19 protein-coding genes are annotated in these 23,893 nt (G+C 42.5%); 6 read left to right on the top strand and 13 right to left on the bottom strand.

What is annotated here, in order from left to right; genetic code table 11:
• The first annotated feature begins 4 nt into the window (after positions 1-4).
• From DWW10_RS04050 to DWW10_RS04025, 6 genes are all read left to right on the top strand, one after another.
• A complete protein-coding gene (locus DWW10_RS04050) occupies positions 5-520 on the top strand; it encodes a restriction endonuclease subunit S (protein WP_118420885.1) in 516 nt (171 codons plus the stop codon).
• On the top strand, positions 513-1,715 hold the full coding sequence (locus tag DWW10_RS04045) for an FRG domain-containing protein (RefSeq protein ID WP_118420884.1): 1,203 nt from the start codon (positions 513-515) through the stop codon (positions 1,713-1,715). Before DWW10_RS04050 ends, DWW10_RS04045 begins: the two co-directional genes overlap by 8 nt.
• Before the next feature lie 2 nt (positions 1,716-1,717).
• Positions 1,718-4,846, top strand: coding sequence for a type I restriction endonuclease subunit R (locus DWW10_RS04040; protein WP_118420883.1), 3,129 nt, complete (start codon positions 1,718-1,720; stop codon positions 4,844-4,846).
• Positions 4,847-4,860: 14 nt separating this feature from the next.
• Entirely contained in the window at positions 4,861-5,319 is a 459-nt protein-coding gene (locus tag DWW10_RS04035) for a hypothetical protein (RefSeq protein ID WP_118420882.1), read from the top strand.
• Positions 5,313-6,425, top strand: a complete 1,113-nt coding sequence (locus DWW10_RS04030; RefSeq protein WP_118420881.1) for a Fic family protein — start codon at positions 5,313-5,315, stop codon at positions 6,423-6,425. Before DWW10_RS04035 ends, DWW10_RS04030 begins: the two co-directional genes overlap by 7 nt.
• A gap of 403 nt (positions 6,426-6,828) precedes the next feature.
• Positions 6,829-7,638 carry a hypothetical protein gene (locus tag DWW10_RS04025; protein ID WP_118420880.1) on the top strand — a complete coding sequence of 270 codons (810 nt, stop codon included), beginning with the start codon at positions 6,829-6,831 and terminating at the stop codon, positions 7,636-7,638.
• Positions 7,639-7,915: 277 nt separating this feature from the next.
• On the opposite strand, the gene DWW10_RS04020 is transcribed toward DWW10_RS04025, so the two are convergent.
• From DWW10_RS04020 to DWW10_RS03960, 13 genes are all read right to left on the bottom strand, one after another.
• Complete coding sequence (locus DWW10_RS04020) at positions 7,916-8,719, bottom strand: TrmH family RNA methyltransferase (protein WP_118420879.1); 804 nt, start codon at positions 8,717-8,719, stop codon at positions 7,916-7,918.
• A gap of 247 nt (positions 8,720-8,966) precedes the next feature.
• Positions 8,967-10,031, bottom strand: a complete 1,065-nt coding sequence (locus tag DWW10_RS04015) for an alcohol dehydrogenase (RefSeq protein ID WP_118420878.1) — start codon at positions 10,029-10,031, stop codon at positions 8,967-8,969.
• A gap of 14 nt (positions 10,032-10,045) precedes the next feature.
• The gene (locus tag DWW10_RS04010) at positions 10,046-12,097 is read right to left on the bottom strand and encodes a toxin-antitoxin system YwqK family antitoxin (RefSeq protein WP_118420877.1); all 2,052 of its coding nucleotides are present in this window, start codon (positions 12,095-12,097) and stop codon (positions 10,046-10,048) included.
• Complete coding sequence (locus tag DWW10_RS04005; protein WP_007215797.1) at positions 12,094-13,326, bottom strand: Cof-type HAD-IIB family hydrolase; 1,233 nt, start codon at positions 13,324-13,326, stop codon at positions 12,094-12,096. The genes DWW10_RS04010 and DWW10_RS04005 overlap by 4 nt, the downstream gene beginning before the upstream one ends.
• Positions 13,327-13,594: 268 nt before the next feature.
• Positions 13,595-13,687 (bottom strand): smalltalk protein, encoded by a 93-nt coding sequence (locus DWW10_RS25960; RefSeq protein ID WP_007215796.1) that lies wholly within the window; start codon positions 13,685-13,687, stop codon positions 13,595-13,597.
• Between the two features lie 63 nt (positions 13,688-13,750).
• Positions 13,751-14,239: an HU family DNA-binding protein gene (locus DWW10_RS04000; RefSeq protein WP_029327855.1), complete on the bottom strand. Its 489-nt coding sequence runs from the start codon at positions 14,237-14,239 to the stop codon at positions 13,751-13,753.
• A gap of 884 nt (positions 14,240-15,123) precedes the next feature.
• Positions 15,124-17,520, bottom strand: a complete 2,397-nt coding sequence (locus DWW10_RS03990) for a DUF4906 domain-containing protein (protein ID WP_118420876.1) — start codon at positions 17,518-17,520, stop codon at positions 15,124-15,126.
• Positions 17,521-17,531: 11 nt separating this feature from the next.
• Positions 17,532-18,338, bottom strand: a complete 807-nt coding sequence (locus DWW10_RS03985; protein ID WP_118421012.1) for a FimB/Mfa2 family fimbrial subunit — start codon at positions 18,336-18,338, stop codon at positions 17,532-17,534.
• 125 nt (positions 18,339-18,463) lie between these two features.
• On the bottom strand, positions 18,464-19,585 hold the full coding sequence (locus DWW10_RS03980) for a fimbrial protein (protein WP_118420875.1): 1,122 nt from the start codon (positions 19,583-19,585) through the stop codon (positions 18,464-18,466).
• Between the two features lie 32 nt (positions 19,586-19,617).
• Positions 19,618-21,138 (bottom strand): DUF3868 domain-containing protein, encoded by a 1,521-nt coding sequence (locus DWW10_RS03975; RefSeq protein ID WP_118420874.1) that lies wholly within the window; start codon positions 21,136-21,138, stop codon positions 19,618-19,620.
• Between the two features lie 41 nt (positions 21,139-21,179).
• On the bottom strand, positions 21,180-21,722 hold the full coding sequence (locus DWW10_RS03970; protein ID WP_118421011.1) for a DUF3575 domain-containing protein: 543 nt from the start codon (positions 21,720-21,722) through the stop codon (positions 21,180-21,182).
• A gap of 52 nt (positions 21,723-21,774) precedes the next feature.
• Positions 21,775-22,149 (bottom strand): hypothetical protein, encoded by a 375-nt coding sequence (locus DWW10_RS03965; protein WP_118420873.1) that lies wholly within the window; start codon positions 22,147-22,149, stop codon positions 21,775-21,777.
• Between the two features lie 455 nt (positions 22,150-22,604).
• The gene (locus DWW10_RS03960) at positions 22,605-23,540 is read right to left on the bottom strand and encodes a tyrosine-type recombinase/integrase (protein WP_118420872.1); all 936 of its coding nucleotides are present in this window, start codon (positions 23,538-23,540) and stop codon (positions 22,605-22,607) included.
• Between the last annotated feature and the right edge of the window lie 353 nt (positions 23,541-23,893).

The following is a 23,893-nucleotide window of genomic DNA, read 5'->3' as shown; positions in this document are numbered from 1 at the left end:
ATTTATGGAACAGTGGAAACAATATAAAATTGAAGATATATGTGAACAGATATTTGCTGGAGGTGATGCTGCCAAATATAACACATCAAAACATCAAACCCCCGTGCATAATATCCCTATATATGCTAATTCAACTGAAAATGAAGGATTGTATGGCTATTGCGACAAAGCGGCTGTGTCAGTACCGGCTGTAACTATAGCAGCAAGAGGCGCAGGTGTTGGATTTGTTGCATTCAGAGAAAAGCCATTCGTGCCAATTGTAAGATTAATTACGTTGATAACTAACAAATTGGCAGACACCAAATTCATTTATTACTATCTTAAAAATAGAAGATTATCGGGAGATGGGTCAGCTATTCCTCAAATAACTGTGCCAATGGTGAAAAAGGAAAATATTTTATTACCTGATTTAGTAATACAACAACAAATAGCTTCTATCCTTTCCTCCCTCGACTCCAAAATAGAGCTCAACCGCCGGATAAATGATAATTTTAAATTAGGAGGATATCACAATGGATAATACTCAGATAGTCCTAGATATACAAGACAATTTTCATAAAATAAGCTCCTTGTCTGAATATATAAATGAGATTACAGATTTTCGAGAACGCATTCTAAATGAGGGGAAATCTGAGACTCTTTATTTTCGGGGACAAAGTGATTCTTCATGGGATATCAGGCCAAGCATCTTTAGAAATTCACTCGTATCTGCTGAATCTAAGATTATCCAAACAGCAATGGCTCGTGTTCCCCATGAGTTTAAAGAATGTAGTTCCTCTTTTGAAGAACTCACAAAATTGCAGCATTATGGCCTTCCCACTCGACTATTAGATGTCACTATGAATCCTTTGGTTGCTCTATATTTTGCTTGTTCTTCCTCTGAAATAACAAAAGATAAAGATAGTAATGATGTATGTTGCGATGGAATTGTATATATATGCCAAGGTTATGAAGAACATGAGAAATCTCTCAAAGCAAAAATTCTATCATCTCTAGCAAAAATGAACATAACAAGTGGTACTACATTAAGAAATTTGAAAGATAGGCTGGACATAAAAGAAAACTATGCCCCTGAATCTTTTATTGATTTAATTCAAGATTCAATCTTTGTAATGCCTAGTTATAGTAATACCCGTTTAATACGTCAAAGTGGTGCATTTCTAATTACTGGAGCAATCAAGATTATTATTGATGAAAATGATATTTGGAATAGTAAAGTATCAAAAAGCATACGGAATTTAAATGATGAAATTGATAAAAATCATATCTTAATTTCTGGAGATGCAAAATATAGCATATTAGACGAACTTGACTTTGTCAACATAAACGAAAGCACATTATTCCCAGAGTTAGAGCATCAGATGTCCCACATAAAAAGAGTTGGTTCCAAATGGGTTACATCTGATAGTGATTTTTTTGTTAAGTATGAACATCAATCAAAAGTTGACGATATTTCTAAAGTGAATCCCAAGAAAGAAGTTTCAGAGGAAATGATTCAAACCATATTAAACAAAAATATTGTAGTAAAAAAAGCAAAGCCCGAAATTAAGAATATCATATTAGATATTATAACGTTTCCGGACTGGGATACAAAAGAGAATATTCGCAACATTTTAGTTATGAAGATAAAAAGACAACTCAAATCTTCTGGATGTACTAATGCAAAGAATGTTGCTAATGCTGTTGTTAATGAATTGATAAATAAAATACAATAATCATGTCATTTACTGAAGATAGTTACGAAAAAGCTCTGATTGCCCTCTTTGATAATTTAGGCTATCAGTATCTATATGGTCCCAACGTAGAAAGAGATTATTATACTCCATTTTATAGGGAACAGTTAGTAGACAGTTTGCATACTATTAATTCCAATAAACCAGAAATTGCTATCAATGAAGCCGTTACGAAACTGAAAGATATCGACACAGGCAGTCTTATACAGAAGAATGAACTTTTCATGGACTATTTGCAACACGGTATTGAAGTGTCTTATCATAACGGAAAAGAGCAACGACATGAAATCATTTATTTAATAGACTACACACACATTAACCGTAATAATTTCCAAGTTATCAATCAATGGACATTTGTTGAACACTCAGAAAAAAGGGCAGACATTATCATCTTTATAAATGGATTACCACTTGTGGTTATAGAACTAAAATCTCCTTCACGTGAAGAAACCGATGCTTCAGAAGCTTATCTTCAACTACGCAACTATATGAGAGAAATTCCATCGCTTTTCATCTATAATGTATTTTGTGTGATGAGTGATATGGGCTGTTCAAAAGCAGGAACCATCACAAGCAAAGAAGACCGTTATATGCAATGGAAGACAAAAGACGGTCAGTATGAAGATAATGAATACGTGAACTACGATGTGTTTTTTGAAGGAATTTTCATAAAAGAACGTCTACTAGATATTATAAAGAACTTTACTTGCTTTTCTAAAGATGAAACGGGAGCAGCTAAAATCCTTGCAGGTTATCATCAATATTTTGCCGTTAAAAAGGCGGTAGAAAGGACTAAAGTTTCTACATTAGGAGACGGTAAAATTGGTGTTTTCTGGCATACACAAGGTAGTGGAAAGTCATTATCAATGGTATTCTATGCCCATCTTTTGCAAGACGAACTTTCACAACCAACCATAATTGTGATTACCGACCGTAATGACTTGGATGACCAACTTTATACTCAATTTTCTAAATGTAAACAGTTTTTACGACAAGTCCCTGTACAAGCAAAAAGTCGTGAGGATTTAAAAAAGCTATTGGCAGGAAGAGAAGCAAATGGTATCATCTTTACAACTATGCAAAAGTTTGAGGAATCAGACGAACCACTATCTGAACGTAAAAATATCATAGTAATGACTGATGAAGCACATCGTGGTCAATATGGTTTTGAAGAAAAAGTTGATGTCAAAACAGGAAAGATTTCTATCGGGACTGCCAGAATTATACATAATTCTCTGCCTAATGCTTCATATATTGGATTTACCGGCACCCCAATTTCAACTAAGGACAGAGATACAGTAGAGGTTTTCGGCAATTACATTGATGTTTATGATATGACCCAGGCAGTTGCCGATGGAGCAACTTGCCCGGTATATTACGAATCAAGGGTAATTAATCTTAATTTGGATGAGGCTACATTAAAAGCTATTGATAATGAATATGATCTATTATCTTCGGAAGGAGCGACAGATGAACAGATAGAAAAGAGCAAAAAAGAAATGTCGCACTTAGAAGAAATATTAGGAGCACCGGAAACTATTGATTCTCTTTGCCAGGATATACTTAAACATTACGAGGAAAACAGACAATATGAGTTGACTGGAAAAGCCATGATTGTCGCCTACTCTCGTTCCATTGCTATTCGTATTTATCAAAGGTTGTTGGAGTTACGTCCAGACTGGGAAGAGAAAATAAAAGTCGTAATGACCGGCAATAACAAAGATCCGGAAGAGTGGCATGACATTATTGGTAACAAACAACATAAAAAAGAACTCGCGAAACGCTTTAAAGACAATAACGATTCCATGAAAATTGCTATTGTTGTGGATATGTGGTTAACAGGTTTCGACGTTCCTTCATTGGCTACCATGTATGTTTATAAACCTATGAGTGGACATAATTTAATGCAAGCTATAGCTCGTGTCAATCGCGTATTTAATAACAAAGCAGGAGGCTTGGTGGTAGATTATATCGGGATTGCCAAAGCTCTGAAAGAAGCGATGCGAGACTATACAGGAAGAGATAAGCAAAAGTTTGGGAATCCTGATATAAAGGAAACAGCATTGCTTAAATTTAAAGAGAAACTGGAGATTTGTCGCGATATGTTTCATGGTTTTGATCACAGTAAATTCCAAACGAGTACAGATGCAGAACGTGCGCAAATTATTAAAGGAGGCGTAAACTTTATTATGTCTCCCGAAAAGCAAGAAATACAACCTCTTTTTATGAAAGAGGCAACTTTACTTCATAACTCAATCACACTCTGTCGCAGTTTACTCAACGAACAGCAGAGATTTGAATCTGCTTTCTTTGAAACAGTCCGCACATTGCTTTCAAGAATGACTGGTAAGGGAAAGGTCTCTAAGAGAGAGATTAATATACGTATTAGTGAATTGTTAAAACAGAGTGTGAAAAGTGATGGAATTATCAATTTGTTTTCTGATGTGAAAGCTGAGTTTTCTTTATTTGATACTGCATTCTTGGAGGAAATATCGAAAATGAAAGAAAAGAATATTGCGATAGAATTGCTCAAAAGATTACTAGCTGAAAGAGTTTCGCTTTATCAAAAAACGAATATAGTACAAGCTGAAAAGTTTTCAGATTTACTAAATCGCTCACTTTCCAATTATTTGAAAGGGCTTCTTACCAATGAAGAGGTTATTCAAGAATTATTAAAATTAGCAATAGAAATCTCTACATCAGAATCTGCAATAAACGAGTTGGGCCTTACTGCGGAAGAAAAGTCATTCTATGATGCGTTAACAAAGCCACAAGCTGTTCATGATGTTTACTCAAATGAACAATTGGTGGCTATGACAAAAGAACTCACAGAAGCACTTCGCAAAAACCGTACCATCGATTGGCAAAAGAAAGAATCCGCGAGAGCTGGTATGCGCAAAATGATTAAACGCCTCCTAAAGAAATATAAGTATCCACCAGAAGAAGCATCCAATGCATTGGAAACCGTTATTCGCCAATGTGAAAAATGGACTGATAATGAACCTGATTTTTTTTCAGGGCATGAGAATGTAGTAAAGTATGACTTACCAGTAAGTTCATACTCTATTGCAGCAGAACCAGAAGTGGAATATTACAGAAAACAATTAGAATAGAAAGGATAAGAAACATGAATAATAATGAACTATACAAGCATCCATTTGATGATTTATCAATTGCGCAAAATATTCAAGTCCAGATAGTAAATGAATCTGATGAATTGCAAAAAATAGACAATGCACTGAATACGTATATCATTAACAATTTACGATTCAATCTGATTGATAAGAAAAACAAACTTGAGTCATCCATCAATCATCTTGTGGAAGAACGAGATAATCACTTGAACAAATCATTAAGTAGCACATTAGATATTTTTGATAACGAAGTAAATAATAACACAATTTCATGTGAGTCATTGGGATATAAAGCATTAACTTCAATAGCATCATTTATAATTACCCATCAAATTGCTTTTAAAAACTCAATAGAAGTACAAGTGAAATTGAGCAGAATACTGTCAAAAGGGATAAGTAAAGAAATCCAAAATGTCTTGAATCCGTTAAATCAGCATCAAAAAGAATGGTAAATTTTGACGAATATATCCGACAAGGAGAGCCTGACAAAAAAGAAAAGGCTTCAGCTTGGAAAACAGCTATCGGCTTACAAGCAGTAGACGGCTTGCAGACATCCGATTATCTGAAAGATACGGCTATAAAGCATATTGAAGGTGATATTAGCATTGATGAAGTAAAGAAACTCATCAATGGGTATTATCAATCAAAGATTGCACGAACACCGAAAGATGAAGAGACAGAAGAAGCGGATAAAGTGTCTGCCAATATTGCCAGAATCTTAAATGAACAATCATTTGCTTTTTCAGTGGCAGGCTTTACATCCGTTCACCGCAGATTATTTGAAGGAATTTTTAAATTTGCCGGAAAGATTCGTAGCTATGATATAACGAAAAAGGAGTGGGTACTTCGTGGTGATACCGTGCTTTATGTAAATTCCGAAGATTTACGTAGGGCTTTAGAATACGACTTGGAACAGGAAAAGAACTTCTCATACAAGGGCTTATCTATGGATGATGTAGTGGCGCATATTGCCAAGTTCGTATCAGGCATTTGGCAGATTCACCCATTCGGTGAGGGCAACACCCGAACTACGGCTGTCTTTACTATAAAGTATTTACGCAGCATTGGTTTTGACGTGAACAATGATTTGTTTGCCGACAATTCTTGGTACTTTCGCAATGCGCTGGTTCGTGCGAATTATAGAAATGTGCGAAAAGAAGTTGAACCGGATATGAGTTTTTTGATTTTGTTTTTCAGAAATCTGATGATGGGAGAAAATCATGAGTTAAAGAATAGATATATGATTATCAATACTCCACAACAGTCAACCGAACAAGCTGACCGATCAAGTACCGAACAAGTACCGAACATGCTAACCGAACAACTCACCGCCCCACTTTTAGCAATTGTAAAAGCTATTGGGATAGAACAATGTTCACTGAAAATGATAATGGAGAGAATAGAGTTAAAGCATCGCCCCACTTTTATTACCAACTATTTGACACCAGCTATTCAAAATGGTTTTGTTGCTCCTCTCTACCCTAATAATTCCAAACATCCTCGACAAAAGTATCTGCTGACGGTAAAGGGATTGACTATTTTTAATTCAACAAAATGATATGCAACAACTATTAGGTATATACCATACCACGTTAAAAGTAGGATACATATTAAAGATAATTTTCAATAAGTATTGAAGTGATAAAGAATATTTTTTATCTTTGCCTCTGCAAACCATTTGTAACCCCAATGCGGTAAGATCCACCAAATCAACTTTCTAAAATTGATTTGTGACTTCCGCAAATGGGCTGAAAAAATGCGGTACAACACGTATATCGAAACAATTGAAAACCAACACATTGAATTTCCCGGTACTTTCAATGTAATTGTAAAAATGAGGTTTGTACCGTTTAAAAGGCGAAAACGCTAAAACTCAAGAGTGTAAATATGCTGCATCGGAAAATAGACATGCCAGCTAATCACCAATAATCTACAAATTAAAACACTAAAATACATTATTTATGAGCGAGATTAATATTCCAAAAGAAAATGAAGGCTTTATCTATACCATCCTCTCATTCGAGAGAAACGTCGAGATAAAATGTAACAAGAACTGTCGTTATATTAAAGATAAAAAATACTATCAAGATTGTCCAGCCCAGTTAACGATGGGAAATGGCAAAACTAAATCCAAATTTACTGCTGATAAATTGGTCCTAAACATAAAAAACATCGGAGGACATGAGAATTGGACATTCGCCTCTAATGAAGTTTTATTGGTGGATGGAGAGGGTTTTATCCATGAGGGCGAGTTTATGTGCTATGAAAATCTACCCGTAAACTACACAGGTGAGGGACAGCAACTTTTACCCCAAACGCAGATGAATTTCATATTATTATTCTATCCTTTGCCCGAGAATGTCAATGTTTCGCGCTTCAAAATTAATATATATAATAAATGGATAGATTTTATCCTTCAGGATTTTGATGAATCCGTTTCATCCCTTTTCAATGCGGTGAAGAAAAAGGTGAAAGTAATTGAGTATAATGAAGAAGGTGAAAAGAAACATATTTCCAATACCTATCTTGATTACAACCTGAAATATGACCTTGAACGGTTCGAAAAAAGACTATTGGATCTGAAAGTGAAATTATTTTCCCGATTCAACAATATATTGACCCAAGCTGAAAAGACAAAATTAGACAATAAAATAACGAGCGAAATATATGCATTAGATCTTGAATTGGAAGAGAAGCAAGAAGCCGAGTACAATCAGGTAAAAGAAAATTTCACCGCCATCAAGGATGAATATACACGAAGAGTTAAATAAAGACGAAAAGAAAAAATATTAATTGTAGTGTAGCAACCCATCATATAATATGCAAAAGAATATATTTTTGTTTATTATATAATGGGTTGAAAGAAGTTTTATCACTTTATCACCTCACACTCATTCCTTTCTCGCACTTCCGTGACAGACTACCCGTTCTTTGATTCACTCTTAAGCTACCGAAAATAGCAAAAAAGAAAGTGTCATGCGAAAAATCTTCAGATTGCAAATTATTAGCTACCTAATGATACTCATCGAAATTAAAACAATAGTAGTTTCAATCCGTAATACGAAGTTGCCAAAACGCCACGGCGGCCGCCGCCGCCACATTGAGCGAATCGACCCCATGCGCCATCGGGATACGGACTACATAGTCCGCCGCGGCAATCGTATCGGGTGGAAGCCCCTCTCCCTCCGTTCCCATCACAATTGCCAGCCGGGGTTCGGACGTCAAGACAGGATCGGTAATGGAGATAGAATCGTCCGTAAGTGCCATGGCGGCGGTGCGGAAGCCGTGGCGAGCCAGATCACTGAGAGTACCGTCCAGCCACGTCCAGGGGACCAAAAAAACCGAACCCATGGACACCCTGACCGCACGACGATTCAACGGATCGCAAGAGTTACGCGTCAGCAACACGGCATCCATCCCGAGAGCGGCCGCCGAACGAAAAATGGCACCAATGTTCGTGGTGTCCACCACACCGTCGATGACGACGATACGCCGGGCATCCCGACATGTGTCTTCCACCGTGCGGGGCGCAGGGCGACGCATGGCGCACAACACTCCGCGCGTCAGGACATAGCCCGTCAGTGTGGCGAGTAACTCCCGCCCGCCCGTATAGACGGGCACATCGCCACAACGACTGATGATGTCGGCGGCATCACCGGTGATGTGTTTTTGCTCGCACAAGAGGGCCAGAGGTTCATATCCGGCATCCAATGCTACACGGATCACCTTCGGGCTTTCGGCTATGAACAGGCCTTTATCGGGCTCAATGCGGTTGCGCAACTGGGCCTCGGTGAGGGTGGAGAACACCTCGATTCCGGGGTGCGACAAGGAGGATATTTCAATAATGGGCATAAGGCTGTATTCTTTTTAATAAGGTTATGAAGTAAATGAGTATTTCAATATTGAGTAAATAGAGTATCTCAATTCCCCTCCTCCAACGGAGGAGGGGTGCCCAGAGGGCAGGGTGGTAGGTAAAGCAAGAAATACCTATGAATCATATAAATAAGGAATTCTTTTCTCACCTACCACCTCCCCCTACGGGTACTCCTCCTCCCAGGAGGAGGAGAATTAAGATAGTATTACTTAATCATTTGGCTCATTACTTTTTCGTTCCGAATTCTTTCTTTTCTCTTTCGGACACCGCAACTTTCATCACCCCGTCCAGTTTATTTTCAAAAATCCGGTAAGCCTCCTCAATCTCATTCAACGGGAAGCGGTGTGTGATAAGTGGCGTGGTGTCTATCTTGCCTTCTTCGATCAGGCGAAGTATCTCGGCGCAATCGCACCCGTCCACGCCACCGGTCTTGAAGGTCAGGTTTTTTCCGTACATATCGGGCAGGGGAAGCACCTGGGGGCGGTCGTAGAGGGCCACCACGGTGACGATGGCATTGGGGCGTGCACACTCCCACGCCAGACGGAAGGTGTCGTCGGTTCCTGCCACCTCGAGCACGACGTCGGCTCCGCCATGATCGCTACTCCGCAACACAAATTCCCGGCAATCCTTCGGTTCCACCACCTGTACGTCCGGATAATGTTCACGCACAAGGCGTATTCTTTCAGGAGATTTCTCGCAAACAATGATGCGGCGGGGGTGCTTGAGCATCACGCAAAGCAGGGTGCAGATTCCGGTAGGGCCGGCGCCGATGATGAGCACCGTATCCTTTTCGGTAATCTCCGATATGCGAGCCGCCCAAAAGCCCGTGGCAAGCACGTCGCCCACAAAGAGCGCTTGTTCGTCGCTCACCGCATCCGGAATGCGGTTCAATCCCTGGTCGGCATAAGGCACGCGGACGTACTCGGCCTGACCTCCGTCAATGCGGCAACCCAGTGCCCAACCGCCATTGGCATCGGTGCAATTGTTCACATATCCGTGTCGGCAAAAGAAGCATTCGCCACAAAAGGTTTCTACGTTCACCGTAACCCTGTCGCCGGGCCTGATGGAAGTGACGTCCGCGCCCACTTGCTCCACGATGCCTACCATTTCGTGCCCCACCGTGGTTTCGGGCAAGGCACGCGGCACGCTACCGTGCTTGATGTGCAAATCGCTGGTGCAGATGCTACCGAGCGTCACGCGGACAATGGCGTCGCGGGGGTCTTTCAACCTAGGTTTCGGTTTTTCTATAAGTTCAAATTTTCCGTGTTCAATATAGGTATATGCAAGCATTGTTTTTCTCTTTTTTAATACTTCTCTTTCCGTTCAAACTCTCCCTCCTCCGTATAGTACTTCCATGTGCCTTTGGGTATGTTATTTCCGTATTTTCCGCGGAGTTTCAGTTTGCCGTTCTCATAATATTCGCGATAGCGTCCGTGGCGCTTTCCCTCTTTCACTTCCGCTTCACTCTTCAGCGCTCCTTCGGGATAAAACTCCCGCAAGACGTTGCCCTCAAATTTCTCAACATAGAAACGTTGCAATTCACTCATTTGCTCCTTCTCCGTTTCGGCGTCTTCGTTCATTACTTCGTCAGCTTCATCGTCCACTACCACCGCTACGCTCGCTTCTTCCGGTTGATAAGGTTTATAGTCCATCACGCATTGCAACGAGGCGGACTGGCCGTCTCCCGTAATCTGCATGGTCCAATACGGAAATGAGTAGACAATCTCCTTGTCCGATTGTATCTCTCCCCACGTAACGGCATTCATCATAGGCTTCAACTGGTAATAAAACTTATGTACATCCGTATATAAGAAAACGGTAGAGCTCGAATTCAGGTACGAGAAGGCATTTTTAAAGCCCGGATTATCCTTCAACAGGTTCTTCTGATCGTAATCTTCTACAAATGAAAGCAGGGACGAGGCTTTGTTACTAAACACCACATAATCGTCCACGTACGTGTAATAGGGTTTTTCGAACTTGTCGAACAGCCCTCCGAAGAACAAACGGAAGAAGCCTTTCATTTCCACATAGTTGATTTCAAATCCCTTATAATCAACCGTCTTTATCCGGAGCGGGGTGCGTCGCCTGATCTTCTTTTCTATAAACTCCATATTCTTACGGGCGTCCTTGATGCTTTTGGCGCCGATGGCCAGAATCAGTTCCGGATCGTGCCCCAACAGCCCCGGCTCGGATTGGGTGATGGCAAATTCTCCCGACATCCAGCTCAGGAAGTTTTCTTCCAGAGAGATGTCGAACAGGCTTTCAATTTTCTTCCGGGAACTCCTATAAGATTCGCACCATTGCGGATCGTGGACCGCGAGTGCATTCTCCAGTTCCTTTACAAATGTCACCGGATTGCTAAAACCGATATTGGTATAGAGTGCCGTCCGTCCGGACAGGATTTCGTGGGCTTTCATCCGGTGCTTGCCCGAGTTCAGCAAGGCCATGATGTACGGATCGGCGGTGTCTTTACGCAAGGTATATCCTTTCACCTCCATCCGTTTGTGGTCGGTATTGAAATAGAGTCCGGCAAAATCCATGGAATTGCTGAACATATCGATGTACTCGTTTCCGGTTCCCAGATAAATATTCAGGAATTGAGGCAGGCGTGCATAATTGATAAAAACGCGGACAAGTCCTTTGCCGGACACCCGTTTTTCGGCTTCGATAAAAGAATGATCGAGACCGATTTTGGGCTTGTTGCGTGAGTCGATGGCCGATTCTACAAGTTTGGAGGTATAGGAACCTACAAAATGGTTGTCCACGAAGGCGCAATAAAAAATATCGCGTGTATCCGGATCGCGCATTTCGAGGATGTTAATCCCGTTGTGCATCCGGTTGGTTACGGAACTGCCCGCCATGGTGAGCACCGTTTCAAGCTGATCCTTCAACAAGTCCATCTTGGAGGCCTTTTGCATGTCCAGCACAATCAGGAAATCCCAATCGCGAGCACGGACTTTATGGATCGAGATGAGCATATCCCGTTTGCCAACAAGCGATAACAACATTTTATTGCTTCGAACCACGGTGTCGAGCGTTTCCACATTCCGGGTGACGTCCTCGAAGGCTTTCGCCCGCTTCAGGCATTGCCAGGTTGCGCTTCCGCTGAACTTTGCCCAATCGTCGATGGGCGCCGAGGACTGGATGATAAATGCCGCGTCTTCGGGCACCAGGTAGATTTGCTGAATGTTGCGGTCGGGCGAAACAAACAGGTGAACGATGGAGTACAAAAAATATACAACCAAGGCTAAACCGGCAATCGCAAGTGTTCTTTTTACGAGGGTCCGGGTATTGTTCTTCTTAGCGGATTCAACGGGTGGTTCTTGTGGCCCGTTGTCCAATTCATTTTCGATCATCCCTTTTTCAGTATGCTATTGACTACACGTACCGAAGACACCAGCTTGGCCGTGGAAGTAAACACATCCACATTCCACACATGCGAGGAGCGGCCTTTATGCACGATGGTCGCCACCGCCCTTACCGTATCCCCCTCATGGGCGGAGGAGATATGGTTTCCGCTGACTTGCATGCCGACCACTATTTCGTCCGGCTTGCAAAGTATCATGGAACCCAGTCCGGCCACGGTTTCGGCCAATGCCAGGCTGGCACCTCCGTGCAGGATGCCGAAAGGTTGGCGGGTACGTTCGTCCACGGGCATGGTGGCCTCTACCCTATCTTCGGAGGCATAAGTGTATTGTATGCCCAGATTTCCCATCAATGCATGGCGGGCACGCTGGTTGAGTTGTTCCAGGGGCACGTCGGCGGGGCGGATTTCGGCAAGTATCGCCTTCTCCACGGCTTCGGCCACGCCGTCTTCATCGTTGGAGGCGGTGATGCGGTCGGCACAGACCTTCACCGAGTCTTGGGCGTTTCCCATGGCGATGCCCAGTCCGGCGGATTGTATCATGGAGACATCGCAAACTCCGTCGCCAATGGCGATGACTTCTTCGGAGTTGATGCCCAACTTCTCAAGCAAGGCGCCCAGCGTATTGGATTTATCAATGGAGCAGGGCACCACTTCCAGAAAATAGGGTTCCGAACGAAATACATCCAGCGCTCCGTTCAACCTCCGGCGCCAGTGGTCTTCCAGTCCCACGAGGGCTTCTTCGTCATCGCTTACCAGCATACACTTGCAAGGGGCAAAGTCCACCGCTATCGAGAATTCGGTTTCGGCAATTATCTTCAGGCCATTCAGCTCGGCTTCGTGGCGTATGTGCTCGTTTTCGGGCGAGTCGGTGATGATGGTATCTTCGTGATACGTAAAAATGGCGAACCCGTTCTTACGGGATTTCTTTTCAAGATAGGGCAGCATTTCGGGGTTTATCCTACGCTCAAAGAGTAGTTCGCCACTTTGCGCATTGATAATTTGCCCGCCATTGTAGGAGAGAATGAAGCCTCCGTAATTGCCCAGTTCCAAAGCCTTGGCAATGGGCATAAGGCCATAGGTGGGCCTGCCGGAAGCTAATACGATGCGTACGCCCATCTGTTGCACTTTCAACAAGGCGGCCAGTGTGCGCTTGCTGATTTTCTTCTCACTATCGAGCAGAGTTCCGTCTACATCAAGAACTAATAGTTTGTATTTCATGACTTACCGGGTTTTTAGGTTTATGAAAACAAAGGTAAAGTTATTCAAGCGAAAACACAATTAAGTAACGAGTTTTTTCTTACGCATTTTCATTCGTTATTTACACATAGTTCTTTTGCTCATCAATACAACAAGCACAGTACTGACTCCACAGAATAGCTTTTTTACGATCTTTACTTTACGGAATGGTTCATTAAAAATATAGGGAAGTGCCTGAATTCCGACACTCCCCTATCTATATTAACTCAGATCTTATATCTCCTCGTCATCACTTCATTGCATTGTTCCCCAGTGCTCCCAGCGCAGCCGAAACAATAGCCATCACTACTTTCAGTATTTTTTTCAAAACAGACTTCTTCATAAATACAATCGTTTAATTTTTAATTCTTCATTTTTTAATTTCTAAGCTCCTCAGCTTTAGACTTTATCCAAGCGGGTTTTCCACTATTCCTCCGTCAGGTGACGACGAACCGCCACCTTCTGTAGGAAGTTCGTCATTGATGCGATCCACATCTTTGAGGCTAAGTCCTTCGGAGCGGGTGCTTCCGTTAGCCGTAATACGAATTTCCTTGTTGGCACGGAAACAAACGCGCAAGCCAGTGATATCATTCGCCGTAAACGCCTCTGCCGTATCCGCCCCTTTGCTACGAGCGGCAAGATAAAAAAATCCCAGTCCGTCAATATTCACCGACCGCCCCAAAAGCAACTCTTCTTTCAACTCCGTACGGAAATCCTTCAGTACAGAGTTCACCACACCTTCACTCACACCGGAAAGTCGACTGATCTTTTTCGCAATCTGCTTCAGATCCATCGCCACACCATACTTATAGGTGATAACCGGATATACCTTCTTTGCCGATTTCTTATCAAGGGGATTTAATAATCTCCAAACCTTCTTATACAAAATACTCATAGTTCTTTCTTTTTAAATTAAATAAATCATGTTCAAAATCTCTTCGCTAACGTTAACGTTGCAAAGATGCGGCAACTTCAACAAAGCTCAAATGAACACTTACTATGGTATTTCCAATCCATAAATCTATCCCACATAGAAGCCTACACGCCTTGTAGAAATAAATCATTATTTACTCCCATATACATATCACATACTTACGCACCAAAAAAGGAAGAAAACGCGGTAGTATATCCGGAGAATTCAAAGACTATTTTTATGTCTTCTATCTATATTGAAAACCGAGAGTTCCATAGATAGACTTAAAAAGACATTTTTTTCATAGACGATTTAAAACAAAAAAAATATATACAAAACATATCTTTTTATCTATTCGCTGATATTTTGCCACATTATACAATATCATTTAACTATACTTTCTATTTTCTACATAGGAAGTACACCAAAACGTTATCATATTCTTTTTTAGCATCTTATACTTATGAACAATTCATTCAAATAAAGATTTTTCCGTCTATTCTTAAAATACCCGTAGTATGAAGCTTCTGTGTATGAATAAACAGAAACCATTGAATAATTGGCTAATCAGTTAGTTTATTTTAGTATGAAAGAAAAAGGACTATAGTACTTTATTACGCAATTTTTCCTTTGGACTTAACCTGCTCAAATCGCATTATGTACTTTTTAATAGAGGAGAAAATGTCCTATTATTACTTAGTAATAGTGGCGACATTCATATATTGGGTTACATGATAAGTGAGTAGCTCCTTGAAACCGCACTGTTTGCTAATTTCATTGAGTGTCAGTGAATACTTTCTTCATTGGAGCAGAAACCATCCTTCCATTCATATCCTTATCATCATCTGCTTGAACTAGATATTTATTTACAGAGATGTTTCTTTAACACAACGGACAGGTATTGCGTATGATCGGGTTGTATATCCCACCGGATACACCCAAGAAAGATTTGTAATAAAATATCCACCATCCGGTGACGTTGCATAAGTAGGTGTCGATGACCAAGAGTAACAACCATTTCCAACAGCGCCTGTAGTTCCATCTTTCCCAAAACGACAACCTTCTGCCGGGTAAAAAGCAACATCACCTCCCTCTCCTCTGATGTAAAAACGACGTCCAAAAACAGGAGCTTTCATAAAGCCCATTCCATCCCCGTCAGTCCAATTCTTTTGGTCTTCAACCGGACAATTGTAATATTTGATAAATGTACCGCTTCCAGTAGTTCCTGCTATATTATAATTATTCCATTGTTCGGGGGTATTTTTAGTGAAGTTAGTCCAAGTATCCTGAGGAGGTATGCACCACCCAACTGGGCAGGGATCATAAATCGTTTTTCCACTAAATGTTGCATTAAGAGCTAAATTGCCTGATTTATCCACAAAATCACTACCCCATAATTTATTGGAAGCATCTAAAGCAGATGTTCCTTTATATGCTCCATAAATCCAATTTCCCGAAAATGTATCATCTGTAAGGCCATCTTTATCATCTCGAAGAATAAAGGTTAAAGGATTTTTTATAGAATAAAGAATAAGATCCTTCACATCTTTAGATATATCAGAATTAAGAGTTTGATAAGGATATTTCATTAACTCATTAATGGTTAGCGGATTATTATCCTTATCAACAATATCTATTACTTCTGCAACCGCAGTAGTACGCCTTTCTCTTTTTTTAGCGTTGGGAAATGGATCTTTACGCCCGAATTGATAATATAAACCAAAAGTCTTAGCTACGTTATCTGTATTGGAAGGTATATTATCGGCCGCCCCCAAATTACGGTCCATCATTATTAAATCACGAGAAGAAAGAGTGTTTGCATAAATAGTTGTGCTCATTTTTCTCGGATTAGTTTTATACGTTTGTGTATGATTAGAATTAAACTCTGCTAAATCAAAGGATGTTTTCCAAATATGCCAGCTCCACAACACATTACCACTTCTGTCTTTTACCGCAACCACCGCATTCCCTTCAGCTACCGGGCCAGTCTTGAAATAAACATATCCATCTTTCAGAATCACACCTTGTATTATTTGCTCATGACCATTAGTTTCCCAAACGAGTTCTGCACTTGCAGGATTGATAGTAGCGTTAGCAGTCAAAGCACTTCCGGTCGGAGAAATCAATGCAGCAGTGGCAGCTCCATTTCCTCTCACTGTAGCTTTAAACTTATACCATGTATTTACCTTCTTGGCAAGATAACAATTTGCCGTACCTGCACTACTCAAATCTTCTGTTCCCGTAAAATCTACAACAACCCTTGTATCTGTTGCCGCAACGTCATTCAGAGTAATGTTATACGTATAATTGCCATTCCGCTTGATATTGAAATCACTCGTATTATTTTCTCCAAGATACACTGTCCACTTTGCAGTAACAGTGCCTATTGTGCCGTTAATTTCTACATACGTAGCATGTGCAGGCGCATTTGCAGTCGTTTTATCCTTTTGAGCAGAAATCGTTTTGGTTCCTCTACGGTTTTCAAACATATAGAATATTGTACCGGCAATGGTTGCACTACTTGGACTTATATCGCCACAGTTCAGCCAAGTGGTATTTGCCGCATCTGTTGTACCGAATACATAGTAGGAGCTTTTAGGAAGATTGTAAATTTTCAAATTAGTAATGTTAATCCCACTACTTTCTTTCACTTTAATCTTTAACTCAACTTTTGCGACCATACGGGTTAATACCAGTGTTCCCGACAATGTGTTTGCCCCCGCCTTGATATTCACACTTTTCATACTTCCCGTCATTGGCAGGTTGATACCTTTATTCAAGTCATCCCAATTGGTCAGGCTATATACCATACTTTTCAGATAAGATTCTTTATGTATGACATATCCCTTGAACAAGTCAGCTTTACCCGTATTGGCAACGGCATATATGGTACATCCGGTAGCACTGCGCGTATTAATGGTAACCGTAGAACTACCCATCTGGTATTTCTGTCCGATCAGCTCACCCGCACTGTTGTAGACCAAAATGTGCAGGTCACTGATCACACTCTCATTGACTGTCCGGGTAACGAAATTCACCTGTTCTTCACCCTGTACTTCCACCCGAATGGTAGCGGGCAGACCTTCCTCCATGCCCACATCCTCCACATCCTCCATATCCTCTTCTTCCGATTGGCAAGAACTACACACAGCCACCATTGCTAACAGTGTGCCCAGCATGAACAGCACAAAAAGTACCTTCCAGCAAAACGGTATAGGTTCTTCCGTTTTCGGGTATACCCTGTATTCAAATAACCTAATCATACACTTTTTACTTACATTTCTACATCCTGACCGACCGTTCCCCAGGGAACCACACTCACAAAAACCTGAACCTGCGCATAACGAAAGTCTATATCGATGTTGGTCTGTTGCCCCACAGGGGCATACAAAGGACGAAGTTCATTATCTTTAGTGATAGTAAATAATTTCTCATCTTTCCGGTAGACGTCTATTTCCAACGGTTTTCCCTCCCCGGTAGGGAATATATGGAAAAGCGGTGCATAGACATCCCCCTTGGCATCGGTAACGGAAACCGGTTCGTATCCGGCTCCGTCCCCCGAAGCCTCACCCATAAAATCCATTTCCGTACCGATGCAGTGTACGATGAAACGATATGCTTCACCGTTATAAGGATAACGTTCGGCAAGATAACGTGTGCGTATACTGAGGCCCGCCACCATACGTTCCATTACGAGTGTAATATCCGTTCCTTCCACGCCCCGCGTGTTTATCTCCCTTATTTCTCTGCGACAGTAGAACAGGTCTGTTAGTGGAATGTGCGTACCATGGGTATATTGCCGAAGCTGGAGTTTCGCATCTTTCAGGGATGTTCCCGGTGCTATCTCCGTAGTAATCAGAGTATCTTCTTTCAGATTACCCCAAGCTACGAGCGTGAGCCGTTCGTCCTTGTCCTCTCCAAATGAAAAGTCCGAGAAGCCCTCAGAGGGAATCATTCTGACGAAACCTTGTTCATTAAAAAGATAGATATCCGATTTCTGCAAAACTCCATTTCCGGTAAGGTCGTTCCCGTCCGCATCCACCGCACGAACATGCAGTTCATACCGGGCACAACCTTCCATATCCTCACGCACGCACGAAACGCAACAGAGAAGAAAAAGAATTAGCAGAAAGATGGGGAATGTTCCGAAAACTCGCATAGCTGGTACGGATTGGTTTATAATGTCATATCTGTCTCATAAAAATATCACTCAAAAGTCACATTCTGATTGATGGTAAGCGCCCAATCAGCAACAGTAACCGTCAGTTTCAAAGTAGCAGGGTCTATTTCCTTACTATCATCATCCACCCCCTCTCCCTTGATAACGGCGGTAAGCACGTATCGGGTGTTAGCTGCTATGCTGCCTTTGTCCGTACCCTCTCCTTCTGTAATAGTAGTGTTCGCCTGTTTCTTATTAATAGTGATGGGATAATACCGGGTCACGGGAGCAGTGGTTGAACCGGTTCCATCCGCATCAAACGTTCCTTTAATTATAAGTTTGGTCGGCGTAGCCGAAGCATTCGGAAATGTATAGAAGTAATACGGAGTAGTGAGTTCAGTATTGGCTGTATGTGAAGACACCGCTTCATATAGGTATTTATTGGCCTTGTCACTCCCACTAATAGGGACACTGCCAGTTTTTTCCGCATTGACGGAACTATTTGCATTCTTCAGATAGATACCGGTCACCTTGAACGTCGCATCCTTGAATTGTCCCGCCTTGTCGAAAGCGGTCTTGATGCTGCTGACGGATGTCCTCGCCACAAGACGGGTCAGTGCCGCAGTAGCCGTGGCTTCTGCGCCCGCCGTGAGATTCTGTTTGTTCACAATTCCCAACATCGGGAGGTTACTGGCCTTTTGTGCATCCGTCGCATCACCCGCTCCCGCAGCCTTGGTCGTTTCCGAAAGAAGCATCAGCTTATCTTTGAACCCGGCAAGGTTGGTTACTCCCGCAAAAAGCGCCGGGGAAGCATTGGCTACCACATAAATCGTTTGCCCGTCACCGGGTTCGCAAAATATCGAAATCGTCTTTCCACTGCCAGTCTCTGCATCTTTGATATCCTTGCCTGTGAATTCCCGCAAGGCATTGACAGGGTTACCCGTTGCTCCGGTGAAGACAGCCACCGTCAGGCGGTTGATCTGGGATTCATCGGTGGTGGGTAGAGTCCCCGTAGCACGGCTGTCCGCTGGTGCTCCCACTAATGTAAGTTCAAGTTTTGCAGTCTTTTCTTTCGGCTGCATTCCATTCTCGTTTTCATCACTGCTGCATGCAGACAGCGAAAGGGTTGCTGTTGCCAGCACAGCCCACAAATAATTACTCGTTTTCATATATTATACCGTTTATGGTTATTATTTATTGCTTAATCTTTAATTTTCAATTGTTCCAACGCCTTAATCGCCTGTTCCACTCCAGTGGCGGCCGCCATCGTAAGATACACCTCCGCCTTATCCCGGTTACCTTCAAGCAGACAGAGAATCCCCATGTTATTATAGGCTATCGGAAGGGTGGCAAAAGGTTCCAGATACCCACGTGCCTTAGACAGTTCCTTTTTGCTCAAAGCCACTGCCGCCGCATTGATGTTGGCTTCCGGACTCTCCGGGAAAATCCTTGCAGCAAGGTCCAGTATATCATTATATTCAGTGGAACCCATCGGATAGCTACCTGCCACAGCAAAGAACTCGTTCAGATGAAGAGCGCGCTGTTTTCCACTACGTAGCAACTCAAGACTTTCAGCAGCGCCCAGAGGCTTGCGGGTGTATTCTATCCGATAGTCCACACGCATTACTTCAGGAAATATCTTCTCCATAAGATACTTGTAAGGCTTGCCGTCTGCAAACGACATCAACATACGTTCGCGACCTTTAACAATCTCTATATTATTAATAAGGTCGAGAGTAGCCTCTTTCAACAGCATATCACTTTTTCTCACCAGGCTGGTGATGGAGTCCCAATCTTCGGAAATCCAACTCACATCCAGCAAGGCTCTTCCCGCCAGGCGGTTTTCACGTAAATACTCCTTTAGCTTAAGAGCACGTATCAGGGCATTTGTCTCGTTTTTCTTCAGGTTTCCCACAGGGACACCGTAACCGGTTACACTGATTTTCGCCAATTTTGTACCCATCTCCTGACGTACATCATGCAGTACGTCGCGAAGACGGCAGTATATCTCGAAGTTCTGCTTTTCCTCGGAGAGTTTACCAAGCTGCTTCCCGTCTTTCTGTTCTTCCTTCCGTTTGAAGTATGGGATAGATCCCGTTATGCAATGCAACGTGTCCTTGTCCGGTGTAGGCTGAATAAAGTTCACCAATGAAAGAAAATCGGCATCGATATCCGCACCCAACCGGGATACCTTCATCTTCGGCAGGCGGATTCCATCCGCTATCTTATCTTCATAAACATTTCCTTTCTTACCATGACAAGCACATTCCTGCGAACGCAACAAGAGTATAGCCCGCTCCATCCACTGCTCATAGGGCACCAACACTTTATAGGTAAACGCGCGGGAGACCGCATGATCGTTGCGTATCACCACTGCCGGAATTGGCGAAGTGCGTACCTTAGCGCTATTGCGTTTACCAGCCGCCAAAGCCTGTATCCTCTGATATACTTTTTGTTTCTCCACCCCGTTAATCAGTACGGCAGGAAGCTCCTGCTCGTATTCACCGTTTTTAAGTACGGGGGTCACAGTCAGCGACTCATCCGAAGGCATTTTCAGGCCTTCGAAGTCAACAGACAGCTCCACATTCAGGTCTCCATTCGTCAGCGAAAAATGTTGTCCGGTAACAAATAGTTCTCCCCGGTAAAACTCCTGCCCGAGACAGAGACAGTATGTAGCGAACAGGAGTGTCAATGTCAAAGGAATACGGATTAAGTTTTTCATGCTCTATGTTTAATTACAAATTACTAAATTATAAACAACTCTCAATTTATCAAATACACTAGTGATACCGCAACCCGGGTTGGCGCAATAAAGTTTTTATGTTCGCCGCCGGTCTGTTCACCGCAATGCAAACAACGGTAGCGTTCGTATCCGGTATGCAGAAATCCTACGCCGACGCTTGCCTCGATACTCCACCGGGGGGCGAGAATAAAGTGGTAGCCATATGATACTCCCAGCCCCATAAAGTCCCCTTCATATCTTGAAGAACGTACTCCCTTAAAGAGCCCCAGAGGGAGTTTCATTCCTCCCACATTGTATACTCCGTACAACAAATGCGCACCGAAGAAGTGACCGCCAAAGGGCTGGCACATCCAGTAGCGCAGTTCAGGCTGCACAAACCAATGTTTCCAACGCTTGTCTCCGCCTGCCGGAAAAGGATTGTAATGAAAACCAGCTTCTAATGTGAGCCGATTGGAAAGCTTCACTTCCACCCCAAAATTGGGCGAAGAAAGTGCTCCCGTCAGCAGATCACTCTTCACTGCAAGGATCTGAGAATGCAAGTCTGCAAGACAGAACAGCAGCATAATCAGGGACAATATGAAAGTATTTCTTTTCAAAAGGTTTTGCGGATTACGTTTACAACTCAAACAGCTTTATCTCTTTCAGATATTCCCTTGTGATATAGTTCACTATACCGAGCTTCTGCGCAGCTTTCCCATATCGCATGTGGAATTCCTCAGTAGTGGGGTGATTGCAATCCAGATGTTCGCCAGTAGCTTCAAGGATATCAAGAAGGGAAACATCAGAAGAGTCACGTGTAGGGGTGTACACCTGTATATCACGGGAATCTCCCTTGTCAGACAGTTTTATGAGTCCGGCACTTAAAAGCTTTGAAAGCAGGATATCCATATCTTGCTCTGTAAGCTGGCAAGCATCCGCACGGATTATGTCTCCTCCCGCATAGATGTCGTTAAGTACTGCGATGGCAGCTTGTGTTTTGGATGTTATCATGATAATTGTTCTGTTTTATCCATTATATGCACTGGCATTACCTTGTAGGTAACGGATACACACATATACAGCAAGACACAAGACTCATACAAGCCCAATATATACAAGAATTTATATGTACATACTGTTCACGGTGTACAATAATCCTTTTCCCGTCTTCAGCTTCCGGAAACGGGTAAGGGAAATAGTATACAAATTTGCACAGTGCAGGAGAAAATAATCATTCGCCAGACCTGTATACAGGAAGAGAAACTTGTAAAATCTGTAGTATTTGTTTTCTAATATAAATCACCGGTTGATAAATGCATGTAAACAAGCAAATAAAATGTCTTTCTCTTGGGATTTAGAAATATATTATCTACTTTTGCGCCATAACAACATCTACGTTACCTACAAGATAACTCCTTCACATAAAGCTATAAATCAAACATTTAACCTTCAAACAGCACATTAGACTACCTCTCAAATATGTAATTCATTATAACCTTATTCGCCCGATCCATCCGATTATTTCCAAACCCCTTCATGTACCCCTCGGTAGTAGTTACGGAAGCGTGTCCCAGCCCTTCGGAAATGATTTCAATGGGAATGTGACAGTACTTGCCCACAGTGGCCCACGTATGTCTGGCCGTGTACGATGTCACTTTACCCTGTACTTTCCTCCACAGAGCAAGCGCACGCAGTTTACTGTTAAGCAAGCGTAATATCCGCAAGTAATCCCTGTAAGCAGCCATTCCTTCCAGACTTCCATCCAAAAAACAAAGTAGATAAGGCGAAGTCTCGTCCCGGTTCCGGTAGCGCTCCAACAACTGCATAGCTCGACTATCCACGCGCGCAGAAAGCGGCATCCCCGTCTTTCTGCGGCGCAAGGTCAGATAGCCATCCTTCAAATCAGACTTCCGAAGATGGGCAAGATCAACAAAAGGCATCCCATGAAAGCGAAACATAAGCTCCAAGCATGCACGTGCCCACTCCATACCGGGAGAGATAATATCCAAATCCTTTTCTGCCAGTAATTGCCGCATATCATCCCGTTCCAGTACCCTCCGATGGTCTGCCTTGCGCCCTGTGAACACTTCCCTGAACAAATGAGGAACGAAAGGCACCAGTTTACGCACTACCGCCCGGTTATAAACTGCCCGAAGCATACGCATATAGGTAGAGATGGTATTCCACTCCAAGCCTTTTTCGCCCTTATGGAGGAGGTAATACTCATACGCCTTCAACCACAGGGGCGTAATGCCGGACAGGAGCAACCCGTCGCCATCAAAGGCCATCACTGACCGTAACACGCTACCACATACATGGGCGGTACTGTACTGCCCGTTTCTTTCAAGTTCAGTGACCACCGAACTCATAAAATTGTTTAAATAGACTATCTTCATATTCATTCATTTTTTCGCACGTTATTGCACGCGCATATACTACGTCACAAACAGGCATTAAAGACAAATGTTTCATTACAATACTATCTTTAACCACCGCCTTTAAGTTTTGCCAGAGATGTTAATTTGACAGATATTTGCACCAAAGGTCAGAGGCGGGTGATTTAGTCCCGTAGAAGAGCCATGCGTTCCTCTACGGGCAAAGCACCCTTCCTCGTAGAGAAACGACCTATTGGTCGTAGAGCAACATCGACATACCGTAATCATTTGATTTTCCATCGTTTGCCGGAGTAACACATCTGCCTTCTTCCACTGCTCCGAGGAACGCTCCCCGCCACAGGAACACAAACGTATGGAAA

This window comes from Bacteroides intestinalis, assembly GCF_003464595.1.
In the GTDB taxonomy this organism is placed as follows: domain Bacteria; phylum Bacteroidota; class Bacteroidia; order Bacteroidales; family Bacteroidaceae; genus Bacteroides; species Bacteroides intestinalis_A.
The sequence above is the reverse complement of the archived record's forward strand: the minus strand, read 5'-3'. Positions and strand labels throughout refer to the sequence as shown.

Bases quoted from the DNA above. Each gene is read 5' to 3' on its own strand.
- DWW10_RS04050 (WP_118420885.1), top strand. From the start codon at position 5: ATGGAACAGTGGAAACAATATAAAATTGAAGATATATGTGAACAGATA.
- DWW10_RS04045 (WP_118420884.1), top strand. From the start codon at position 513: ATGGATAATACTCAGATAGTCCTAGATATACAAGACAATTTTCATAAA.
- DWW10_RS04040 (WP_118420883.1), top strand. From the start codon at position 1,718: ATGTCATTTACTGAAGATAGTTACGAAAAAGCTCTGATTGCCCTCTTT.
- DWW10_RS04035 (WP_118420882.1), top strand. From the start codon at position 4,861: ATGAATAATAATGAACTATACAAGCATCCATTTGATGATTTATCAATT.
- DWW10_RS04030 (WP_118420881.1), top strand. From the start codon at position 5,313: ATGGTAAATTTTGACGAATATATCCGACAAGGAGAGCCTGACAAAAAA.
- DWW10_RS04025 (WP_118420880.1), top strand. From the start codon at position 6,829: ATGAGCGAGATTAATATTCCAAAAGAAAATGAAGGCTTTATCTATACC.
- DWW10_RS04020 (WP_118420879.1), bottom strand. From the start codon at position 8,719: ATGCCCATTATTGAAATATCCTCCTTGTCGCACCCCGGAATCGAGGTG.
- DWW10_RS04015 (WP_118420878.1), bottom strand. From the start codon at position 10,031: ATGCTTGCATATACCTATATTGAACACGGAAAATTTGAACTTATAGAA.
- DWW10_RS04010 (WP_118420877.1), bottom strand. From the start codon at position 12,097: ATGATCGAAAATGAATTGGACAACGGGCCACAAGAACCACCCGTTGAA.
- DWW10_RS04005 (WP_007215797.1), bottom strand. From the start codon at position 13,326: ATGAAATACAAACTATTAGTTCTTGATGTAGACGGAACTCTGCTCGAT.
- DWW10_RS25960 (WP_007215796.1), bottom strand. From the start codon at position 13,687: ATGAAGAAGTCTGTTTTGAAAAAAATACTGAAAGTAGTGATGGCTATT.
- DWW10_RS04000 (WP_029327855.1), bottom strand. From the start codon at position 14,239: ATGAGTATTTTGTATAAGAAGGTTTGGAGATTATTAAATCCCCTTGAT.
- DWW10_RS03990 (WP_118420876.1), bottom strand. From the start codon at position 17,520: ATGATTAGGTTATTTGAATACAGGGTATACCCGAAAACGGAAGAACCT.
- DWW10_RS03985 (WP_118421012.1), bottom strand. From the start codon at position 18,338: ATGGAAGGTTGTGCCCGGTATGAACTGCATGTTCGTGCGGTGGATGCG.
- DWW10_RS03980 (WP_118420875.1), bottom strand. From the start codon at position 19,585: ATGAAAACGAGTAATTATTTGTGGGCTGTGCTGGCAACAGCAACCCTT.
- DWW10_RS03975 (WP_118420874.1), bottom strand. From the start codon at position 21,138: ATGAAAAACTTAATCCGTATTCCTTTGACATTGACACTCCTGTTCGCT.
- DWW10_RS03970 (WP_118421011.1), bottom strand. From the start codon at position 21,722: ATGCTGCTGTTCTGTCTTGCAGACTTGCATTCTCAGATCCTTGCAGTG.
- DWW10_RS03965 (WP_118420873.1), bottom strand. From the start codon at position 22,149: ATGATAACATCCAAAACACAAGCTGCCATCGCAGTACTTAACGACATC.
- DWW10_RS03960 (WP_118420872.1), bottom strand. From the start codon at position 23,540: ATGAATATGAAGATAGTCTATTTAAACAATTTTATGAGTTCGGTGGTC.